Source organism: Streptomyces sp. NBC_00390 (genome assembly GCF_036057275.1).
Classification (GTDB): Bacteria; Actinomycetota; Actinomycetes; order Streptomycetales; family Streptomycetaceae; genus Streptomyces.
The window spans coordinates 4,929,848-4,944,755 of sequence record NZ_CP107945.1 but is presented as its reverse complement, the minus strand read 5'-3'; the positions used below and the strand labels follow the sequence as shown (position 1 = coordinate 4,944,755).

Below are 14,908 nucleotides of genomic sequence, written 5' to 3'. Positions count from 1 at the left end.
GCGGAAGATGATACTCCGGTTAACTTCCGCCTCATAAAGAGGTATACGAGAGGTTTACGAGCGAGTAATGAGCGAGGAAATGTCCGGAAAGAGTGCGGTACGGACCGAACTCCTTGGAGCCCGAGGGCTCCTGTCCACCGAGGACGTCCAGAAGGCCGCCGCGGTTCTCGCTCGGCACGCTGTGGAATTGCCTGAACTGACCGAAGCGACGACCGTCGCCGCTTATGTCTCGGTCGGCCGCGAGCCCGGCACCCGCGCACTGCTCGACGCACTGCGCGACCGCGGGGTCCGCGTCCTGCTCCCCGTGCTGCTGCCGGACAACGACCTGGACTGGGGCGTGTACCGGGGTGAGGAGCATCTGGTGCGCGCCGGGCGCGGTCTGCTGGAACCCGACGGCGGGCGGCTCGGCCCCGACGCCGTCGTCGAGGCCGGCACCGTACTGCTGCCCGGCCTGGCGGTCGACGCGAACGGTATGCGGCTCGGCCGCGGCGGCGGCTCGTACGACCGGGTGCTGGCCCGCCTCGCCGCCGCCGGGGCGAACCCCGCTCTCGTCGTGCTGCTGTACGCGAACGAAGTGGTCGCGCGGGTCCCCGTGGAACCTCACGACCACCCCGTGCACGCGGTGGTGACACCCGAAGGCGTCACCCGCTTCAGCCCCCCGAGGCGCCCTTCGGCGTCAGCGTGAGGGTGTCGACGGTGCGCGCCGATACGGCCTCCGCGCCGTAGGACCACTCCAGCAGATCGCCCTTGGCCCACTTGTCCGTCTGGTCGGTGTAGTGCGTGTTGTACGCATGTCCCGAGGCGCCGGTCAGGTTGATCCAACGGGACTTGTCCCAGTCTCCGGCGTTGAGGACCATCCGCATCGACGGCACCCACACCACTTCGTAGCCGCTGGCCGCGTTCCAGCCGGTGGCGTTGACCGCCGCCTCGCCGCCGCCCAGGTTCCACGGCCCGCGGTTGAGGACGAACTGCAGGAAGCCCGGGCCCTCGGTGCCCAGCGTCTGGTTCTTCAGCGTCAGCTGGTGCAGCCGGCCCCAGCTCCAGGTGGATGCATCCTTGCCGAGCTCGGCCGTCAGCTCCCAGCGGGCGTCCACCATGGCGCGGCCCAGCAGCTCGTCACGGGTCCCGGTGGCAGACTCCGTACGGGTCTTCGGGGAGTGCCACCACTCGTTGTCCTCGTCCTTCAGCAGCCGGCGCACCACCTCGTACCACCGGTCGCCGCCGTCCGGCTGTGCGGAGTCCCCGTCGCGCTGGCCGCACTCGCGCACCCGCTCGCCCAGGTCGTCGTCCGGGGCGGTGCTGTCGGCCGGGCGGACGTTCAGGCACTCGCCCTCGATCCGCAGTTCCTTGGGAAGCTTGTTGCCGAACGCCAGCTTGAGGACGTTGCGCCACACCGCGTTGAAGTACGCGGCGGCACCGGAGTCCGGCTCCTGGGTGTAGTCCCAGCCCTCCAGCAGCTTCTGTGCCTCGCGGACGTAGGGATCCGAGATGTCGATCTTGAGCAGATACGGGGTCAGCAGCTTGGCGATCTCGCTGCTGTTGTCCATCTGCATGGTGCGCATGTCTTCGGTGGAGATCTTGCCGCCGCCCTGGATCTTCGACTCTATGAGGTCGTTGATGCGCTGGCTGCGGGCGCCGTAGCCGTAGTCCTCGGTGATCAGGTAGGGGTACTTCTCGGCATCGATGACCGACTGGTTGGCGGTGACGATGTAGCCGCGCTCGGGGTTGTACTCGTACGGCAGCTCGTCGAAGGGGATGTACCCCTTCCACCTGTACCTCGGGTCCCAGCCGGGCGCGGGCGTCGAGCCGTCGCCCCGAGAGCGCACCGGGATCCGGCCGGGCGCCTGGTAGCCGATGTTGCCCTTGGCGTCGGCGTAGACGAGGTTCTGCGAGGGCACCTCGAACTTCCGCGAGGCGTTGCGGAAGCTGCGGAAGTCCTTGGCCCGGTTGAGCTCGAAGACGGCGTCCATGGAGTTGCCGGGCTGCAGGGCGGTCCACTGCAGGGCGACGGCGTAGCCGGTACCCCGGTCGGGCGCCGAGTTGGAGACGGGGGCCTTGTCGCCGACCTTCTCCAGCTGATTGCTGCGGTCGGAGACCAGGGGCCCGTGCTCGGTCGAGCGCACCGTGATCGTCTTGTCGGCGCCGCCGGCGACCTTGATGACCTCCGTGCGGACGGTCAGCTTCTTCTCCCTGCGGCCGACCGTGTAGGAGTCGCCCGTGAGCTTCTCCAGGTAGAGGTCGGTGACGTCCGCTCCGAGGTTGGTGAAGCCCCAGGCGACGTCCTGGTTGTGGCCGATTATGACGCCCGGCATGCCGGAGAAGGTGTAGCCGGCGACGTCGTACTTGCAGGCGGCGGAGACGGTGCGGCAGTGAAGGCCCATCTGGTACCAGAGCGAGGGCAGCTGCGGCGCGAGGTGCGGGTCGTTCGCGAGAAGCGGGTCGCCGGTCGTCGTGTACCGGCCGGAGACCACCCAGGAGTTGGAGCCGATGCCGTTGCCGCTCGGGCCGAGCAGGGCCGGGACGGAGTCCAGGGAGTCGGACAGCGCGGACAGCTGGGAGTTCAGCCCGGAAGCCGCGTCCGCCGGGCTGCCGGCGGTGCCGTCGTCCGTGCCGCCGGCGGCACTGCCGTTCGCTCCGCTGCCGCCGTCGTTCAGGTCGGACGGCCTGGCCGCCGGGTCGAACGTGCCGGTGGCCGGGTCGATACCGCCCTCCGCGACGATCGGCTTGTTCCGCTCGTACGGATAGGGCGGGTAGAGGTCGTCGATCTGCTCCTCGTCGAGCCTGCTGGTCAGCAGCGAGCGGTCGATCTCCTCCTGCATGTTGCCGCGCAGGTCCCAGGCCATCGCCTTGAGCCAGGCCACCGAGTCGACCGGCGTCCAGCGCTCGGGCTTGTAGTCGTTGACGAGGCCCAGGGCCGCGTACTCGACGGACAGCTCCTCGGCCGAGCGCCCCTCGAGGTAGGCGTTCACACCGTCCGCGTAGGACTGCAGGTACTTCTTGGTCCCGGCCGACAGCTTGGTGTCGTACTCCTGCTGGGCGATGCGGCGCCAGCCCAGCGTGCGCAGGAAGGCATCGGTCTCCACCTGCCCCGAGCCGAACATCTCGGAGAGCCGTCCGGCCGTCATGTGGCGGCGGACGTCCATCTCCCAGAAGCGGTCCTGCGCCTGGACGAAGCCCTGGGCGAGGAACAGGTCCTCGTCGCTGTCCGCGTACAGCTGCGGGATGCCGTAGTCGTCGCGCTTGACCTCGACCCTGCCCTTCAGGCCGTCGAGTTCAAGGGTCCCGGTGGTCTGCGGGAAGGAGGCTCGCACCGTGCTGATGCTCCAGTACGCGCCGTATCCGACACCCGCGACGAGCGCCAGCACCAGGACGAGCACGAGCAGGCGGGCGCGACGCCCCTTCTTCTTGGGGGAAGAGGCGGTTGTGTTGGCGGGCATCGCTGTCCTTCGAGGGGCAGGGTGGTCCTGGGGAGTGCTGGGGCAACTCTAGGCGCAGCACTCAACCGGCCCGGACGCGGTATCCGCAAGGCAGTACCCGCCCCTGTCCGGGCAGACCATCAGCCCGTCAAGAGAACGTTAAAGATTAGGTAAGGTAACGAAGTGTCGAGGGCCGTCACACCAACCGGAGCGGCCGTCCGGCACGCCGGCGTGAGGGGAAGGATCGGCCACTGACTGTCCACGATCTCAACGAACTCCTGCTCATCTGCTCGCTCGTTCTGCTCATCGCCGTTGCAGCCGTGCGCATCTCGTCCCGCAGCGGGCTCCCCAGCCTGCTGCTGTATCTGGGCATCGGGGTGGCTCTGGGGCGGGACGGCATCGGCGACGTCGGCTTCAATGACGCGAATCTGACGCAGGTGATCGGATATGCCGCACTTGTGGTGATTCTGGCCGAGGGTGGTCTGAGCGCCACGTGGAAGGAGATCCGACCGGCGTTGCCCGCCGCGGTCATGCTGTCGACCGTGGGCATCGCGGTGAGCGTGGGGGTCACGGCCGCTGCCGCCCACTATCTGGTGGGGCTCGACTGGCGCCAGGCCCTGATCATCGGCGCGGTCGTCTCCTCGACCGACGCCGCCGCCGTCTTCTCCGTGCTGCGCAAGGTGCCGCTTCCCACCCGGGTGAAGGCTGTACTCGAGGCCGAGTCGGGTTTCAACGACGCTCCTGTCGTCATCCTGGTCGTCGCCTTCTCGACCTCCGGTCCGACCGACGAGTGGTACGTGCTCATCGGGAAGATCGCGCTGGAGCTGGCGATCGGCGCGGCCATCGGACTGGCGACCGGCTGGCTCGGCGCCTTCGGGCTGCGGCGTGTGGCACTGCCCGCCTCCGGCCTGTACCCGATCGCCGTCATGGCCATCGCGGTGGTCGCCTACGCCGCCGGCGCCATGGCGCACGGCAGCGGCTTCATCGCCGTCTATCTCGCCTCGATGGTGCTCGGCAACTCCAAGCTGCCGCACGCGCCCGCCAACCGGGGATTCGCCGAAGGGCTCGGCTGGATCGCCCAGATCGGCATGTTCGTGCTGCTCGGCCTGCTGGTGACCCCGCACGAGCTGCCCGGCGACTTCTGGCCCGCCGTGATCGTGGGCCTGGTGCTGACCATGGCCGCGCGCCCGCTGGAGGTGTTCATCAGCCTGATCCCCTTCCGCATCCCCTGGCAGGAGCAGGTCCTGATGTCATGGGCGGGGCTGCGCGGCGCCGTGCCCATCATCCTCGCCACCATCCCGATGGTCTTCGGGGTGGAGGGCAGCGGCCGGATCTTCAACATCGTCTTCATCCTCGTCGTGGTCTACACCCTCATCCAGGGGCCGACGCTGCCGTGGCTCGCGAAGGCGCTGAAGCTGGGCGACACCCCGGAGGCGGCAGACCTCGGGATCGAGTCCGCCCCGCTGGAGCGGCTGCGCGGACACCTGCTGTCGGTGGCGATCCCCGACGCCTCGAAGATGCACGGCGTCGAGGTCGCCGAGCTGCGGCTGCCGCCGGGGGCCGCGGTCACCCTGGTCGTACGGGAGGGCAAGAGCTTCGTGCCGTTGCCGACGACCGTGCTGCGGCACGGCGACGAGCTGCTGGTGGTGGCGACCGACCCGGTGCGGGACAGCGCCGAACGGCGGCTGCGGGCGGTCGGACAGGGCGGCAAGCTGGCCGACTGGCTCGGAACGGGTGGAAGCACACCCCGGAGAACCCGTTAATCCCAGGCACACATCAGCGATTTCCGCCATTTCCCAGGTGGCATATGCCGTCCACCCCTGTACCATGAGGCCACACTGATCGACCAACTCTGCCTGACGCAGAGCTGGCGCGACCGTATGGCGGCCGCGGAGTCCCCGCAGTGGACCCCGGTATCTACCGCAGTTCCGCGCAAGAGGACAGCTCTCGGCTGCTCTCCGGCACCCCGGCGAGCGCTACCAGGCGGCAGAAAGGCACGGACCGTGGCATCCACGGTCGCTTCCGACAAGCGCCCCGGCTACGGGCAGCTGCTCCGTACCCCCGGAGCCTGGACGTTCCTGCTTCCCGGATTCGCAGCCCGGCAGCCCTTCGCGATGCTCACCATCAGCATCGTTCTGCTTGTGCAGCACACCACCGGCTCCTACGGCAGCGCCGGTGCGGCCGCCGCAGTCACCGGTGTCTCCATGGCGCTGTTCGCGCCGCAGGGCGGCAAGCTCGCCGACCGCTTCGGCCAGCGCGCCGTGCTGATGCCCGGCGTACTCGTGCACACCGCGTCGGTGACCCTGCTGATCGTCCTGGCACTGACGGACGCGCCTCTGTGGGCGCTGTTCGCGGCGGCCGTGCCGACCGGCGCCTCGGTTCCGCAGGTCGGGCCGATGGTGCGGGCCCGCTGGGCGGCCCGGCTCCCCGGGTCGCCGCTGCTGCCGACGGCCGCGGCCTTCGAATCGGTGACGGACGAGTTCACCTTCGTGGTCGGACCGGTCCTGGCCACCGCCCTGTGCACCGGTGTCCATCCCGCCGCGGGTCTGACCGCCGAGGCCGGGCTCACACTGGCCGGCGGCCTGCTGTTCGCCGCCCAGCGCCGTACGCAGCCCACTCACGGCCGCCCCGCCCTGGACGGCCGCGCAGGACGCGTGTCCGCGCTGTCGGTGCCTGGGGTACGGGTCCTTGCCGTGGCCTTCCTCGGCATCGGTTCGGTCTTCGGGGGTATGCAGGTCTCGCTGACGGCGTTCACCGAGGAGATCGGGCAGCCGGGCATGAACGGCCTGCTGTACGGGCTCTTCGCCGCGGGGAACATGCTGGCCGGCGTCGCCGTCGGCGCCATCGCCTGGAAGACCGGGCCGCGGCGCCGCCTGGTGCTCGGCTACACGGGCCTCACGGTCGCCGCGTCGCTGCTGTGGACCGCGCACTCCGTGGTGCTGCTCGGCGCGCTGGGCCTGCTGGTGGGCCTGTTCATCGCGCCCGCGCTGATCATCGGCTACACGCTGGTCGATTCCCTCGTACCGGCCTCGGCGCGCACCGAGGCGTTCACCTGGCTGACCGGCGCGGTGGCACTGGGCCAGGCGGCGGCCGTGACCGTGGCCGGGCAGCTCGCCGACGGGTACGGCGCGAGCGCCGGATTCGCGGTCCCGCTGGTGGGCACCGTGCTCGCGCTGACCACCCTCGTCGCGCTGCGCTCGCGGCTGTCGCCGAGGGCGACGGGACGGGTCGCAGCACGTGGGATCGGTCACCGCGTGCCTGTGGCGGTGGACTGATCCGGCGGAATACGTCACTATGGACCGTCGTTAGCACTCATTGAGTGAGAGTGCCAGGAGGAAGACAAGTGCCGACCTACCAGTACCAGTGCACCGAATGCGGCGAGGGCCTCGAGGCGGTGCAGAAGTTCACCGATGACGCCCTGACCGTGTGCCCGAGCTGCGACGGACGCCTGAAGAAGGTGTTCTCGGCAGTCGGGATTGTCTTCAAGGGCTCCGGCTTCTACCGCAACGACAGCCGTGGTGCGTCGTCGAGCAGCTCACCCTCGTCGACGTCGTCGTCCACGTCGAAGTCGTCCGACTCGAAGAGCGCGGCCCCCACGCCGTCGTCTTCCTCGTCGACCGCGTCCTCGCCGTCGAGCTCGTCCGACTCCGCCGCCTGACAACCGCCTTCCGAGAACCCCGCCGTCGCAGTGTGTACGGCGGGGTTCCGGGCGTTTCGCGGGCGGCTACTGTGATCGGCATGGCGACCAACGAGAACGCAGCAGCAGCCTCCGGCTCCGCGGAGATCGGTGTGATCGGCGGCTCGGGCTTCTACTCCTTCCTGGAAGACGTCACCGAGATCCAGGTCGAGACGCCGTACGGCCCTCCCAGCGACTCCCTGTTCCTCGGAGAGATCGCCGGCCGACGGGTCGCGTTCCTGCCCCGGCACGGGCGCGGCCACAGTCTGCCGCCGCACCGCATCAACTACCGCGCCAATCTGTGGGCGCTCCGGTCCGTGGGTGTACGGCAGGTGCTCGGCCCGTGCGCGGTCGGCGGGCTTCGGCCGGAGTACGGCCCCGGAACCCTGCTCGTGCCCGATCAGCTGGTGGACCGTACGCAGGCCCGCACACAGACGTACTTCGACGGGCTGCCGCTGCCCGACGGCACGGTCCCGAACGTCGTGCATGTCGCGATGGCCGACCCGTACTGCCCGCGGGGTCGCAAGGCCGCGCTCGCGGCGGCTCGCGGGCGGGACTGGGAACCGGTGGACGGCGGAACGCTGGTGGTCGTCGAAGGGCCGCGGTTCTCGACCCGGGCCGAGTCGCGGTGGTACGCGGCGATGGGCTGGTCCGTGATCGGCATGACGGGCCACCCGGAAGCCGTGCTCGCGCGTGAACTGGAGCTCTGCTACACGTCGATGAGCCTGGTCACGGACCTGGACGCGGGCGCCGAGGCGGGGGAGGGCGTCTCCCACGAGGAGGTGCTGAAGGTGTTCGCCGCCAATGTGGACCGGCTGCGGTCCGTGCTCTTCGACGCGGTGGCGGGGCTGCCGTCCAACGAGTCGCGGGACTGTCTGTGCACGGGCGCGCTGGAGGGTCTCGACCCGGGGTTCCAGCTGCCGTAATCACCCTGCGGGGTGAGCAAGTTGTCCACAAGCGCGGGGCCGTCCACAGGCGCGAGCAGGGCGGGCACGAAGCGTGGATCGTGGGGAGCGGCCGGTCACGGACCGGCGGGCAACTCTCCCTACGGCAGACAGGCGGTACTCGACATGTCGCTTCCCCCTTCTTCTTCCTCCTCCGCTTCCCGGTCCCACCCGTCCTCCTCCCCGTTTTCCCCGTCCTCCTCAGCGCCGGAGCCGCTGGGCGTGCCGCTGTTCGCTCCGCTGCGGGTGCGCGGCGGAGCTCAGCGGCTGCGGCGGGCGATGGGCAGGCGCCGGCGGGCGATGGCCGCGGGACTGGCGGTGACGGCTGCCGCATTGGCCGCTTCGAGTGCCCAGGGCTCGACGGGCCCGGCCGGCCCGTTGGGACCGAGCGGCGAACGCGGGCCGGGTACGGGCGCGTTGACGGCAGCGGCACCGGCGGCACAGCATCGGCGGCCGGCCACGGACCTGGTGTCGGCTCCGGTGCGGATCGCGGACGCCGCGACGGTCCGGCTGCTGCGGCCGGGGGACCGGGTGGATGTGATCGCGTCCGCCGACTCCCCTGCGGGGGAGGCCTCAAGGGCGGAGGTGGTGGCCTCGGGGGCTCGGGTGGCTGACGTTCCCCAGGCTCACGAGAATTCCGCGGACGGCGGTGCGCTGGTTGTCCTGGCCGTCCCGCGGACCACTGCGGTGAAGCTGGCGGGCGCCGGAGCGAACTCCCGGTTGGCGGTGACGGTGTGCTGACCGCCGCCCTCGCGCCGCCGATCCACCTGTTCACAGACGCGGACTGGACAGCGCGACAGGACCCTGCCGTAGGTTTCGCACCATCCCCACTGCCCTACTGCACATGTGAAATGAGGCTCATTCGTGAGCGAGAAGAAGACGAGCGTGCTGGAGGGCTTCAAGTCCTTCCTGCTGCGCGGCAACGTGGTCGACCTCGCGGTCGCGGTCGTCATCGGCGCCGCCTTCACCAACATCGTGAACGCGGTGGTGAAGGGCGTGATCAATCCGCTTGTCGGCGCGTTCGGGACGAAGGACCTGGACTCCTACGCCTCCTGTCTGAAGGACACCTGCGAGGTCGTGAACGGCGAGGTGCAGGGCATCCAGATCATGTGGGGATCGGTGCTCGGCGCCACCCTCCAGTTCCTGATCACGGCGGCGGTCGTCTACTTCCTCATGGTGCTGCCGATGTCGAAGTACCTGGCGCGCCGGGCCGCCATGCAGAAGGCGAGGGAAGGCGTACAGGAGACGCTGGAGGTGACCGAGCTGGAGGTTCTCAAGGAGATACGCGACGCCTTGGTGGCACAGCGCGGCACGGGCACAAGTGCCTCAGGCACGGCGGGCACCACCGGCACGACCTGGCCCGCCGACAGCCGGTAGTGCGGGCGCGGGGCCTTGAGGCCTCAGATGTGGTGGGGCGGCTTCTCGTCGAGGAAACGCGCCAGATCGGCGGCGCTGTCGCCGCTCGGGGAAGGCCGCTCGCCCCACCCGCGGTCCGTATCGTCCGAGGACTGCTGGTCCAGCGGATCGTCGAAGATCAGCTTCGGCTTCGGGTGCTGCTGCCGGAGCTGCTTCGCAGCTCGCGGTCCGGGGGCGGGGGCGGCGCTCATGTCTCCAGGGTACGGCGGCGGGCCGGGCCGCGGTCAGCGGTCCCTGGGATCGAGCCACCACAGCGCCAGGACCACCAGGAAGGACAGACACAGGAATCCCGCACCCCACCAGGCTGTTGCGGTCTCTCCCTGCATCCATTCGTTGACGACGACGGTCAGACCCCAGAGCTGTCCGACGACCACAGTGCCCGCCAGCGCCAGCCGCGCGGTGAGCATCGACGAGCGTTCGGGCTCCTGTTCACCGCCGGCGCCGGGACCGGGCCCGGTGCGCGTGATCCGCGGATCGCCGTAGCCGCTGGTGGGGCGGATCTGCGGATAGCGCTCACGCATGGGCCGGTTCAGCCGGGCCTCGGCGCTGCCGGGGCGGTACGCCGGACGGGGCGGCAGGTTCGTGTCGTCGCTCATCTCCCGCCCCGCTCGGTCGACGGTGACGGCGACCGCATGCCGCGCTCCGGCGTCGTCCCCGGGCGCGGCGTGGACCTGGACTCGGCCGACGTCCCGGTCTCCGAGTCGCCCACCGCCCCAGGGCAGCCGATCAGTGCCGCGCGGTCCGGTGCCACTTCGGCGAACTGGCGGCACCAGGCGTCCTTGTCGTTCTCGCCGGAACGGGCGGTCGCGACGGCCCACACACTGCCGAAGGCATCCTCGTCGAGGATCACCCGGGGCAGCGGCCGCGGTGGCGGGCCGGCGGTCACATCACCGGTCCGGACGTCGAAGACGCCGTCGTGGCAAGGGCAGAGCAGCTCGCCCTCCAGCCCCCGGTCCGCACGGAACAGCACGGCGCAGGCCAGATGCGTACAGACCGCGGAGTAGCCGACGAGTGTGCCGTCCTGCAGCCGGATCGCGACGGCCTGGTCCTCGTCACCGGGGTAGCGGAAGGCCAGGGACTCACCGGGCGCGAGAGCATCCGCGATCTTCTTGGGCCTGGGTACGCCCTCGTTGTCACCGTGCCGGTGCAGTACGCCGCCGGCTACACCGATGCCGCCGACGGCGAGGCCGCCGGAGACCGTCGCGACAATGCGCAGATAGTCGCGGCGAGTGGTGAGCGAGTCGGCTGCGATCCGGTCGTGGAGCGCCTCCTGGGCGGCGTCCGGGAAGTGCTGGACGGGCCCTTCGCCGGGCGGCGGTGCGGTGACGCTCATCGGACATCCATTCCGTTCACCTCGATCACCGGCAGTCCGCCGGGCACTGGCCACCGGACCTTCTCGGCGGGCACGACCATGGCCACGCCGGTTTTGACGACGACATCACCGAAGGTGAAGGAGTCGGCGACCTGGACGCCGGGGCGTTCGGCCTGGAGCTCCTCGACGGTGCCGTAGAACAGGGCGCCGGTCGGGCAGACCGTGGCGCACATGGGAGCGAGGCCGTAGGCGGTGCGGTCGTAGCAGAGGTTGCACTTCATCTGCAGCTTCGCCTGGAGGTCGATCTTCGGTACGCCGAAGGGGCAGGCGTTGACGCAGTTCGCACAGCCGATGCAGCGCGTGGTGTCCGCCTGCTGCACCACCCCGTCGGCGGTGACCAGGATCGCGTCGGCGGGGCAGACCTCGGCGCACGGGGCAATGGGGTCCTCGCAGTGCATACAGACCGTGGGAAGGGAGGCGACCGAGTGCCCCTCGTCGGGGTAGTCGAGATGGATCATGGACTTGCCGCGGTGAGAGTCGCACTCGCGGCAGGCCGAGACACAGGCCTGGCAGCCGATGCAGCGCCCCGGGTCGATGAAGATCGTTCTGCCCATCATGGCGGGCGTCAGCTCCTCTCGGCAGTGCCGCGGCCCTGCGGCGAGGTGGGGGGCAGGGGGTCGGTGCGGGAGACCTGGGCCTCCGGGTAGGGGACATGCCCCGGCGCGACGGGCGGCGCGGGCACCTCGTCGATCTGTTCGGCCGCCTCGATACGGCAGGCGCACACCTTGTACTCGGGGATCTTGGACCGGGGGTCGAGCGCATCGATGGTGAGTACGTTGGCCGCCGTGGGGACGGGCCAGTGGTACGGCACGAACACGGTGTCGGGGCGGATGGCATCGGTGACCAGGGCGGGGAAGACCGCTCCGCCCCGGCGGGTGACGACACGCACCGGCTCGCCGGAGCGGAAGCCGTGAGAGGGGTGGACCTCGACCCAGGGGCGCGGAGTCTGTTCGACGAGTGCGCCGAGTCTGCGGGTCTGGTTGCCGGACAGGAAGTGGGCGACGGTGCGGCCGGTGGTGAGGGACATGGGGTACTCGTCGCTGTACGGGTCCATCGGCGGGTGCCAGTCGACGGCCTGCATATGGATCTTGCCGTCGGGGTGGTAGGTCCTCCCGTCCTCGAACAGGCGCGGGGTGCCGGGGTGGTCGGTGGCCGGACAGGGCCAGGCGATACCGCCGGTCTCCTCCAGGCGCTCGTAGGTGATGCCGTAGTAGTCGTTGACGGTCCCGGCGGAAGCGACGCGCAGCTCGTCGAAGACCTCGCGCGAGCTGGTGAACGCGAACTTGTCGCCCGCGCCGAGGCGCTGCGCGAGCCGGCAGATCACCCAGGTGTCGGTGCGCACGCCAGGGGGCGGTTCCTGGGCCTTGTTGTGCTTGATGACGCGGGCTTCGGCATTGGCCATGACGCCTTCGTCCTCCGCCCAGGTGGTGACGGGGAAGACGACATGGGCGTTGGCGGCGGTCTCGGAAAGGAAGAAGTCGAACTGGGCATGGAATTCGATGGCGTCGTAACCCTCTTTGACCACCTGGTAGTTGGGAAGGGAGACGAAGGGGTTGTTGCAGATGCCGATCAGTCCGCGGATCTCACCGCGCTGCATCTGCCAGATCATTTCCATCATCGACGTGCCTGCGGGCGGGAGTTCGGACTCCTCGATGCCCCAGATCTCGCAGATCTGCCGGCGGTGCTCGTCGTTCATGATCGAGCGGCCGCCGGGCAGCAGGTCGGACTTCTGGCCGTGTTCGCGACCGCCCTGGCCGTTGCCCTGGCCGGTGATGGTTCCGTAGCCGGCGCCCGGTCTGCCGATGTTGCCGGTGGCGACGCACAGGTTGATCACGGAGAGGCAGTTCTCGACACCCTGGGAGTGGTGCTCGATACCGCGGGCGTGCCAGGCCATGGCCCGGTCGGCGGCGGCGAAGGCGCGGGCGACCTCGACGATCTGTCCGGCGGGGACACCGCAGATGCCGGCGGCGCGGGACGGTGGATACTCGGCGGCCTTGGCCTTCACCTCGTTCCAGCCGGTGGCATGGGCCGCGAGATAGGCCTCGTCGGTCAGGCCTTCCTCGATGACGACGTTCAGCACGGCGTTGAAGAACGCCGAGTCGGTGCCCGGCTTGATCGCCACATGGATGTCGGCGGTGCGGGCGATCGCGGTCTCGCGCGGGTCGACGACGATCAGCGAGGCTCCGCGGTCCCTGGCCCCCCACAGATACTGGGTCATCACGGGAAAGCACTCGCCGACGTTGGAGCCCGCGATCAGCAGGCAGTCGGTGAGGAGGATGTCGGCGAAGGGGTTGCCGGCCCGGTCGATGCCGAAGGCCAGCTTGTTGGCTCCGGCCGCGGAGACCATGCAGAGGCGGCCGTTGTAGTCGACGTGCCGGGACTTGAGCGCGACCCGGGCGAACTTGCCGACGAGGTAGGTCTTCTCGGAGTACAGGCTGGCGCCGCCCAACAGCCCGAAGGCGTCATTGCCGTACTCGGCCTGGATGCGCCGGACCTCGGCCGCGGTGAAGTCGAGGGCCTCCTCCCACGAGACTTCGCGAAAGGGCTCGTCGCGCGAGCGGCGCATCAGCGGAGCTGTGAGCCGGTCGGGGTGGTTGACCTGCTGATAGGCGTTGATGCCCTTGGGGCACAGGCGCATGCGGTTGATGTCGTGGTTGCGGGGTTCGACGCCGAACACCCTGCCCTTGCTGTTCACGCGGAGATACATGCCGCACTGCACTCCGCAGAAGCAGCAGTGTGTGGGGACGAGGGTCTCGCCGGTCTGGTCGGCGTGCCACCGGTCGGCGGGGATGCCGCCCGCGTCACGGAAGTTACGGGTACCGGGCGGGGCGATGGAGGGGTCGACGGGGACGGTGGCGGACTCGTCGGGAGTCACTAGTAGCCCTTCTTCACTTGGGTGAGATACGCGGTGCCCCGCAGGACGCGCTTGCAGCGCGGGCAGTACTCGGCCCACTGGTCGAAGTCGAGCTTCAGGTCGCGCATGGTGCCTCTGAGGTTCTCGACATAAGGGGCCGTGTCGATGGGCAGGGCGCAGCGGCGGCAGGTGAAGATCTGCTCGTCCTGGCGGGCCGTGTACTTGAACAGCTGCATGCCGACCGCGGCCGGCCGCTGGACGATGTGGAAGAACTTGCCGAACGGGATGTAGATGAGCGTGAAGACCACCGACACCATGTGCAGGATCGCCAGGAACTCGTAGCCGCCACCGTTCAGAAAGATCGACGAGAAAGTGAGGAGCAGCCCTGTCACGGAGATGACGATCAGAGCGATCAGCGGGACCAGGTCATAGGCGAAACGCTGGCCGGTGATGGCGCCGCGGTCCTTCATCCGCCGCCACAGGAAGTACGAGGCGCCGGGGATGACAAGGACCGCCGCAAGGTCCAGGCCGTGGAACATGACCCAGCCGAAGAAGCCGAGCGCATCGAAGCCGATCACTTCCAGGCCCCAGATCCGCATCTCGTAGCCGGGACCGGACCCGGTGTTCGAGGTGAAGGTGAACCAGCCCCAGGTCAGCGGAAAGGTGATCAGCGCGGCGAGGATGCAGCCCCAGAAGATCAGCTGGTGGGCGGCCCAGCGGGCGTGCGAGCGGGCGCCGAGGAACTTCTGGAAGCCGAGATAGGTGGCGATCATCTTCGGCAGTGCAACGGGGGCGCGGCGGAAGTTCTCGACCGAGAGGAGACTGCGCCGACTCTGCTTGAAGAGCCGGCGTGCTCCGGGAGAGGAGACCCACACGGTGTACCGGTGGGCCACGCCGAAGGCGAGGAAGACCGTGGCGACGGCGTAGGGCAGAAGGGCTGCGTCGAAGTCCTTCAGCAGTCGGCTGCCGAAGACGATCGCCAGAATCAGCAGTACGGACACCATGCTGCCGGCCGCCGTCGCGCGCAGGTGGACGGGAAGCGGGCGGGCCGAGTCGGACCCGGCCGCGGGGGGCGGGGGCGGCTCGGTCGGCCGCGCGGACGGCTTCGCCGGTACGTCGTCGGGGGGCTCCGGTGGCTCGGTCACGGGGCCACGGTAGGGCCGCACATACCCTTTGACCCCTTTTGCCGGTCGGCGGAGTGAGCTCGTCCCTCAGATGGCTCGTCGCTCA

Annotated in this window: 14 protein-coding genes; 7 read left to right on the top strand and 7 right to left on the bottom strand. The window is 69.6% G+C overall.

From position 1 onward, the window contains the following. Positions 1-67: 67 nt before the first annotated feature. The gene (locus OHS70_RS21770) at positions 68-685 is read left to right on the top strand and encodes a 5-formyltetrahydrofolate cyclo-ligase (protein WP_328399560.1); all 618 of its coding nucleotides are present in this window, start codon (positions 68-70) and stop codon (positions 683-685) included. On the opposite strand, the gene OHS70_RS21765 is transcribed toward OHS70_RS21770, so the two are convergent. Next, complete coding sequence (locus tag OHS70_RS21765; RefSeq protein WP_328399558.1) at positions 651-3,437, bottom strand: penicillin acylase family protein; 2,787 nt, start codon at positions 3,435-3,437, stop codon at positions 651-653. The two genes, OHS70_RS21770 and OHS70_RS21765, sit on opposite strands and share 35 nt — an antisense overlap. 230 nt (positions 3,438-3,667) lie before the next feature. Here OHS70_RS21765 and OHS70_RS21760 point away from each other — a divergent pair, with 230 nt between their 5' ends. The 6 genes from OHS70_RS21760 (at position 3,668) to mscL (ending at position 9,413) form a co-directional block, all read left to right on the top strand. Then, on the top strand, positions 3,668-5,179 hold the full coding sequence (locus OHS70_RS21760) for a potassium/proton antiporter (RefSeq protein ID WP_328405812.1): 1,512 nt from the start codon (positions 3,668-3,670) through the stop codon (positions 5,177-5,179). Positions 5,180-5,419: 240 nt separating this feature from the next. Then, a complete protein-coding gene (locus OHS70_RS21755) occupies positions 5,420-6,691 on the top strand; it encodes an MFS transporter (protein ID WP_328399556.1) in 1,272 nt (423 codons plus the stop codon). A 68-nt stretch (positions 6,692-6,759) separates the two neighbouring features. Next, positions 6,760-7,074 carry an FmdB family zinc ribbon protein gene (locus OHS70_RS21750; RefSeq protein WP_328399554.1) on the top strand — a complete coding sequence of 105 codons (315 nt, stop codon included), beginning with the start codon at positions 6,760-6,762 and terminating at the stop codon, positions 7,072-7,074. A gap of 80 nt (positions 7,075-7,154) precedes the next feature. Beyond that, positions 7,155-8,018: an S-methyl-5'-thioadenosine phosphorylase gene (locus OHS70_RS21745; protein WP_328399553.1), complete on the top strand. Its 864-nt coding sequence runs from the start codon at positions 7,155-7,157 to the stop codon at positions 8,016-8,018. A gap of 240 nt (positions 8,019-8,258) precedes the next feature. Next, a complete protein-coding gene (locus tag OHS70_RS21740) occupies positions 8,259-8,777 on the top strand; it encodes an RcpC/CpaB family pilus assembly protein (protein WP_328399551.1) in 519 nt (172 codons plus the stop codon). A 123-nt stretch (positions 8,778-8,900) separates the two neighbouring features. Beyond that, positions 8,901-9,413 (top strand): large conductance mechanosensitive channel protein MscL, encoded by a 513-nt coding sequence (mscL, locus tag OHS70_RS21735; protein WP_328399549.1) that lies wholly within the window; start codon positions 8,901-8,903, stop codon positions 9,411-9,413. Between the two features lie 23 nt (positions 9,414-9,436). Here the strand turns inward: mscL and OHS70_RS21730 are convergent, their stop codons facing one another. Genes OHS70_RS21730 through OHS70_RS21705 form a run of 6 tightly spaced genes read right to left on the bottom strand, consistent with a single transcriptional unit; the run spans position 9,437 to position 14,823 of the window. Next, on the bottom strand, positions 9,437-9,643 hold the full coding sequence (locus tag OHS70_RS21730; RefSeq protein ID WP_328399547.1) for a hypothetical protein: 207 nt from the start codon (positions 9,641-9,643) through the stop codon (positions 9,437-9,439). A 33-nt stretch (positions 9,644-9,676) separates the two neighbouring features. Beyond that, positions 9,677-10,048, bottom strand: a complete 372-nt coding sequence (locus OHS70_RS21725; RefSeq protein WP_328399545.1) for a hypothetical protein — start codon at positions 10,046-10,048, stop codon at positions 9,677-9,679. Then, the gene (locus tag OHS70_RS21720) at positions 10,045-10,785 is read right to left on the bottom strand and encodes a QcrA and Rieske domain-containing protein (RefSeq protein ID WP_328399543.1); all 741 of its coding nucleotides are present in this window, start codon (positions 10,783-10,785) and stop codon (positions 10,045-10,047) included. Before OHS70_RS21720 ends, OHS70_RS21725 begins: the two co-directional genes overlap by 4 nt. After that, positions 10,782-11,381, bottom strand: coding sequence for a 4Fe-4S dicluster domain-containing protein (locus OHS70_RS21715; protein ID WP_328399541.1), 600 nt, complete (start codon positions 11,379-11,381; stop codon positions 10,782-10,784). Before OHS70_RS21715 ends, OHS70_RS21720 begins: the two co-directional genes overlap by 4 nt. Positions 11,382-11,389: 8 nt before the next feature. Then, complete coding sequence (locus OHS70_RS21710; RefSeq protein ID WP_328399539.1) at positions 11,390-13,699, bottom strand: molybdopterin oxidoreductase family protein; 2,310 nt, start codon at positions 13,697-13,699, stop codon at positions 11,390-11,392. Then, positions 13,699-14,823, bottom strand: coding sequence for an MFS transporter (locus tag OHS70_RS21705; RefSeq protein WP_443062636.1), 1,125 nt, complete (start codon positions 14,821-14,823; stop codon positions 13,699-13,701). The genes OHS70_RS21710 and OHS70_RS21705 overlap by 1 nt, the downstream gene beginning before the upstream one ends. Positions 14,824-14,908: the final 85 nt, after the last annotated feature.

Bases quoted from the DNA above. Each gene is read 5' to 3' on its own strand.
- OHS70_RS21770 (WP_328399560.1), top strand. From the start codon at position 68: ATGAGCGAGGAAATGTCCGGAAAGAGTGCGGTACGGACCGAACTCCTT.
- OHS70_RS21765 (WP_328399558.1), bottom strand. From the start codon at position 3,437: ATGCCCGCCAACACAACCGCCTCTTCCCCCAAGAAGAAGGGGCGTCGC.
- OHS70_RS21745 (WP_328399553.1), top strand. From the start codon at position 7,155: ATGGCGACCAACGAGAACGCAGCAGCAGCCTCCGGCTCCGCGGAGATC.
- OHS70_RS21730 (WP_328399547.1), bottom strand. From the start codon at position 9,643: ATGAGCGCCGCCCCCGCCCCCGGACCGCGAGCTGCGAAGCAGCTCCGG.
- OHS70_RS21725 (WP_328399545.1), bottom strand. From the start codon at position 10,048: ATGAGCGACGACACGAACCTGCCGCCCCGTCCGGCGTACCGCCCCGGC.
- OHS70_RS21720 (WP_328399543.1), bottom strand. From the start codon at position 10,785: ATGAGCGTCACCGCACCGCCGCCCGGCGAAGGGCCCGTCCAGCACTTC.
- OHS70_RS21715 (WP_328399541.1), bottom strand. From the start codon at position 11,381: ATGATGGGCAGAACGATCTTCATCGACCCGGGGCGCTGCATCGGCTGC.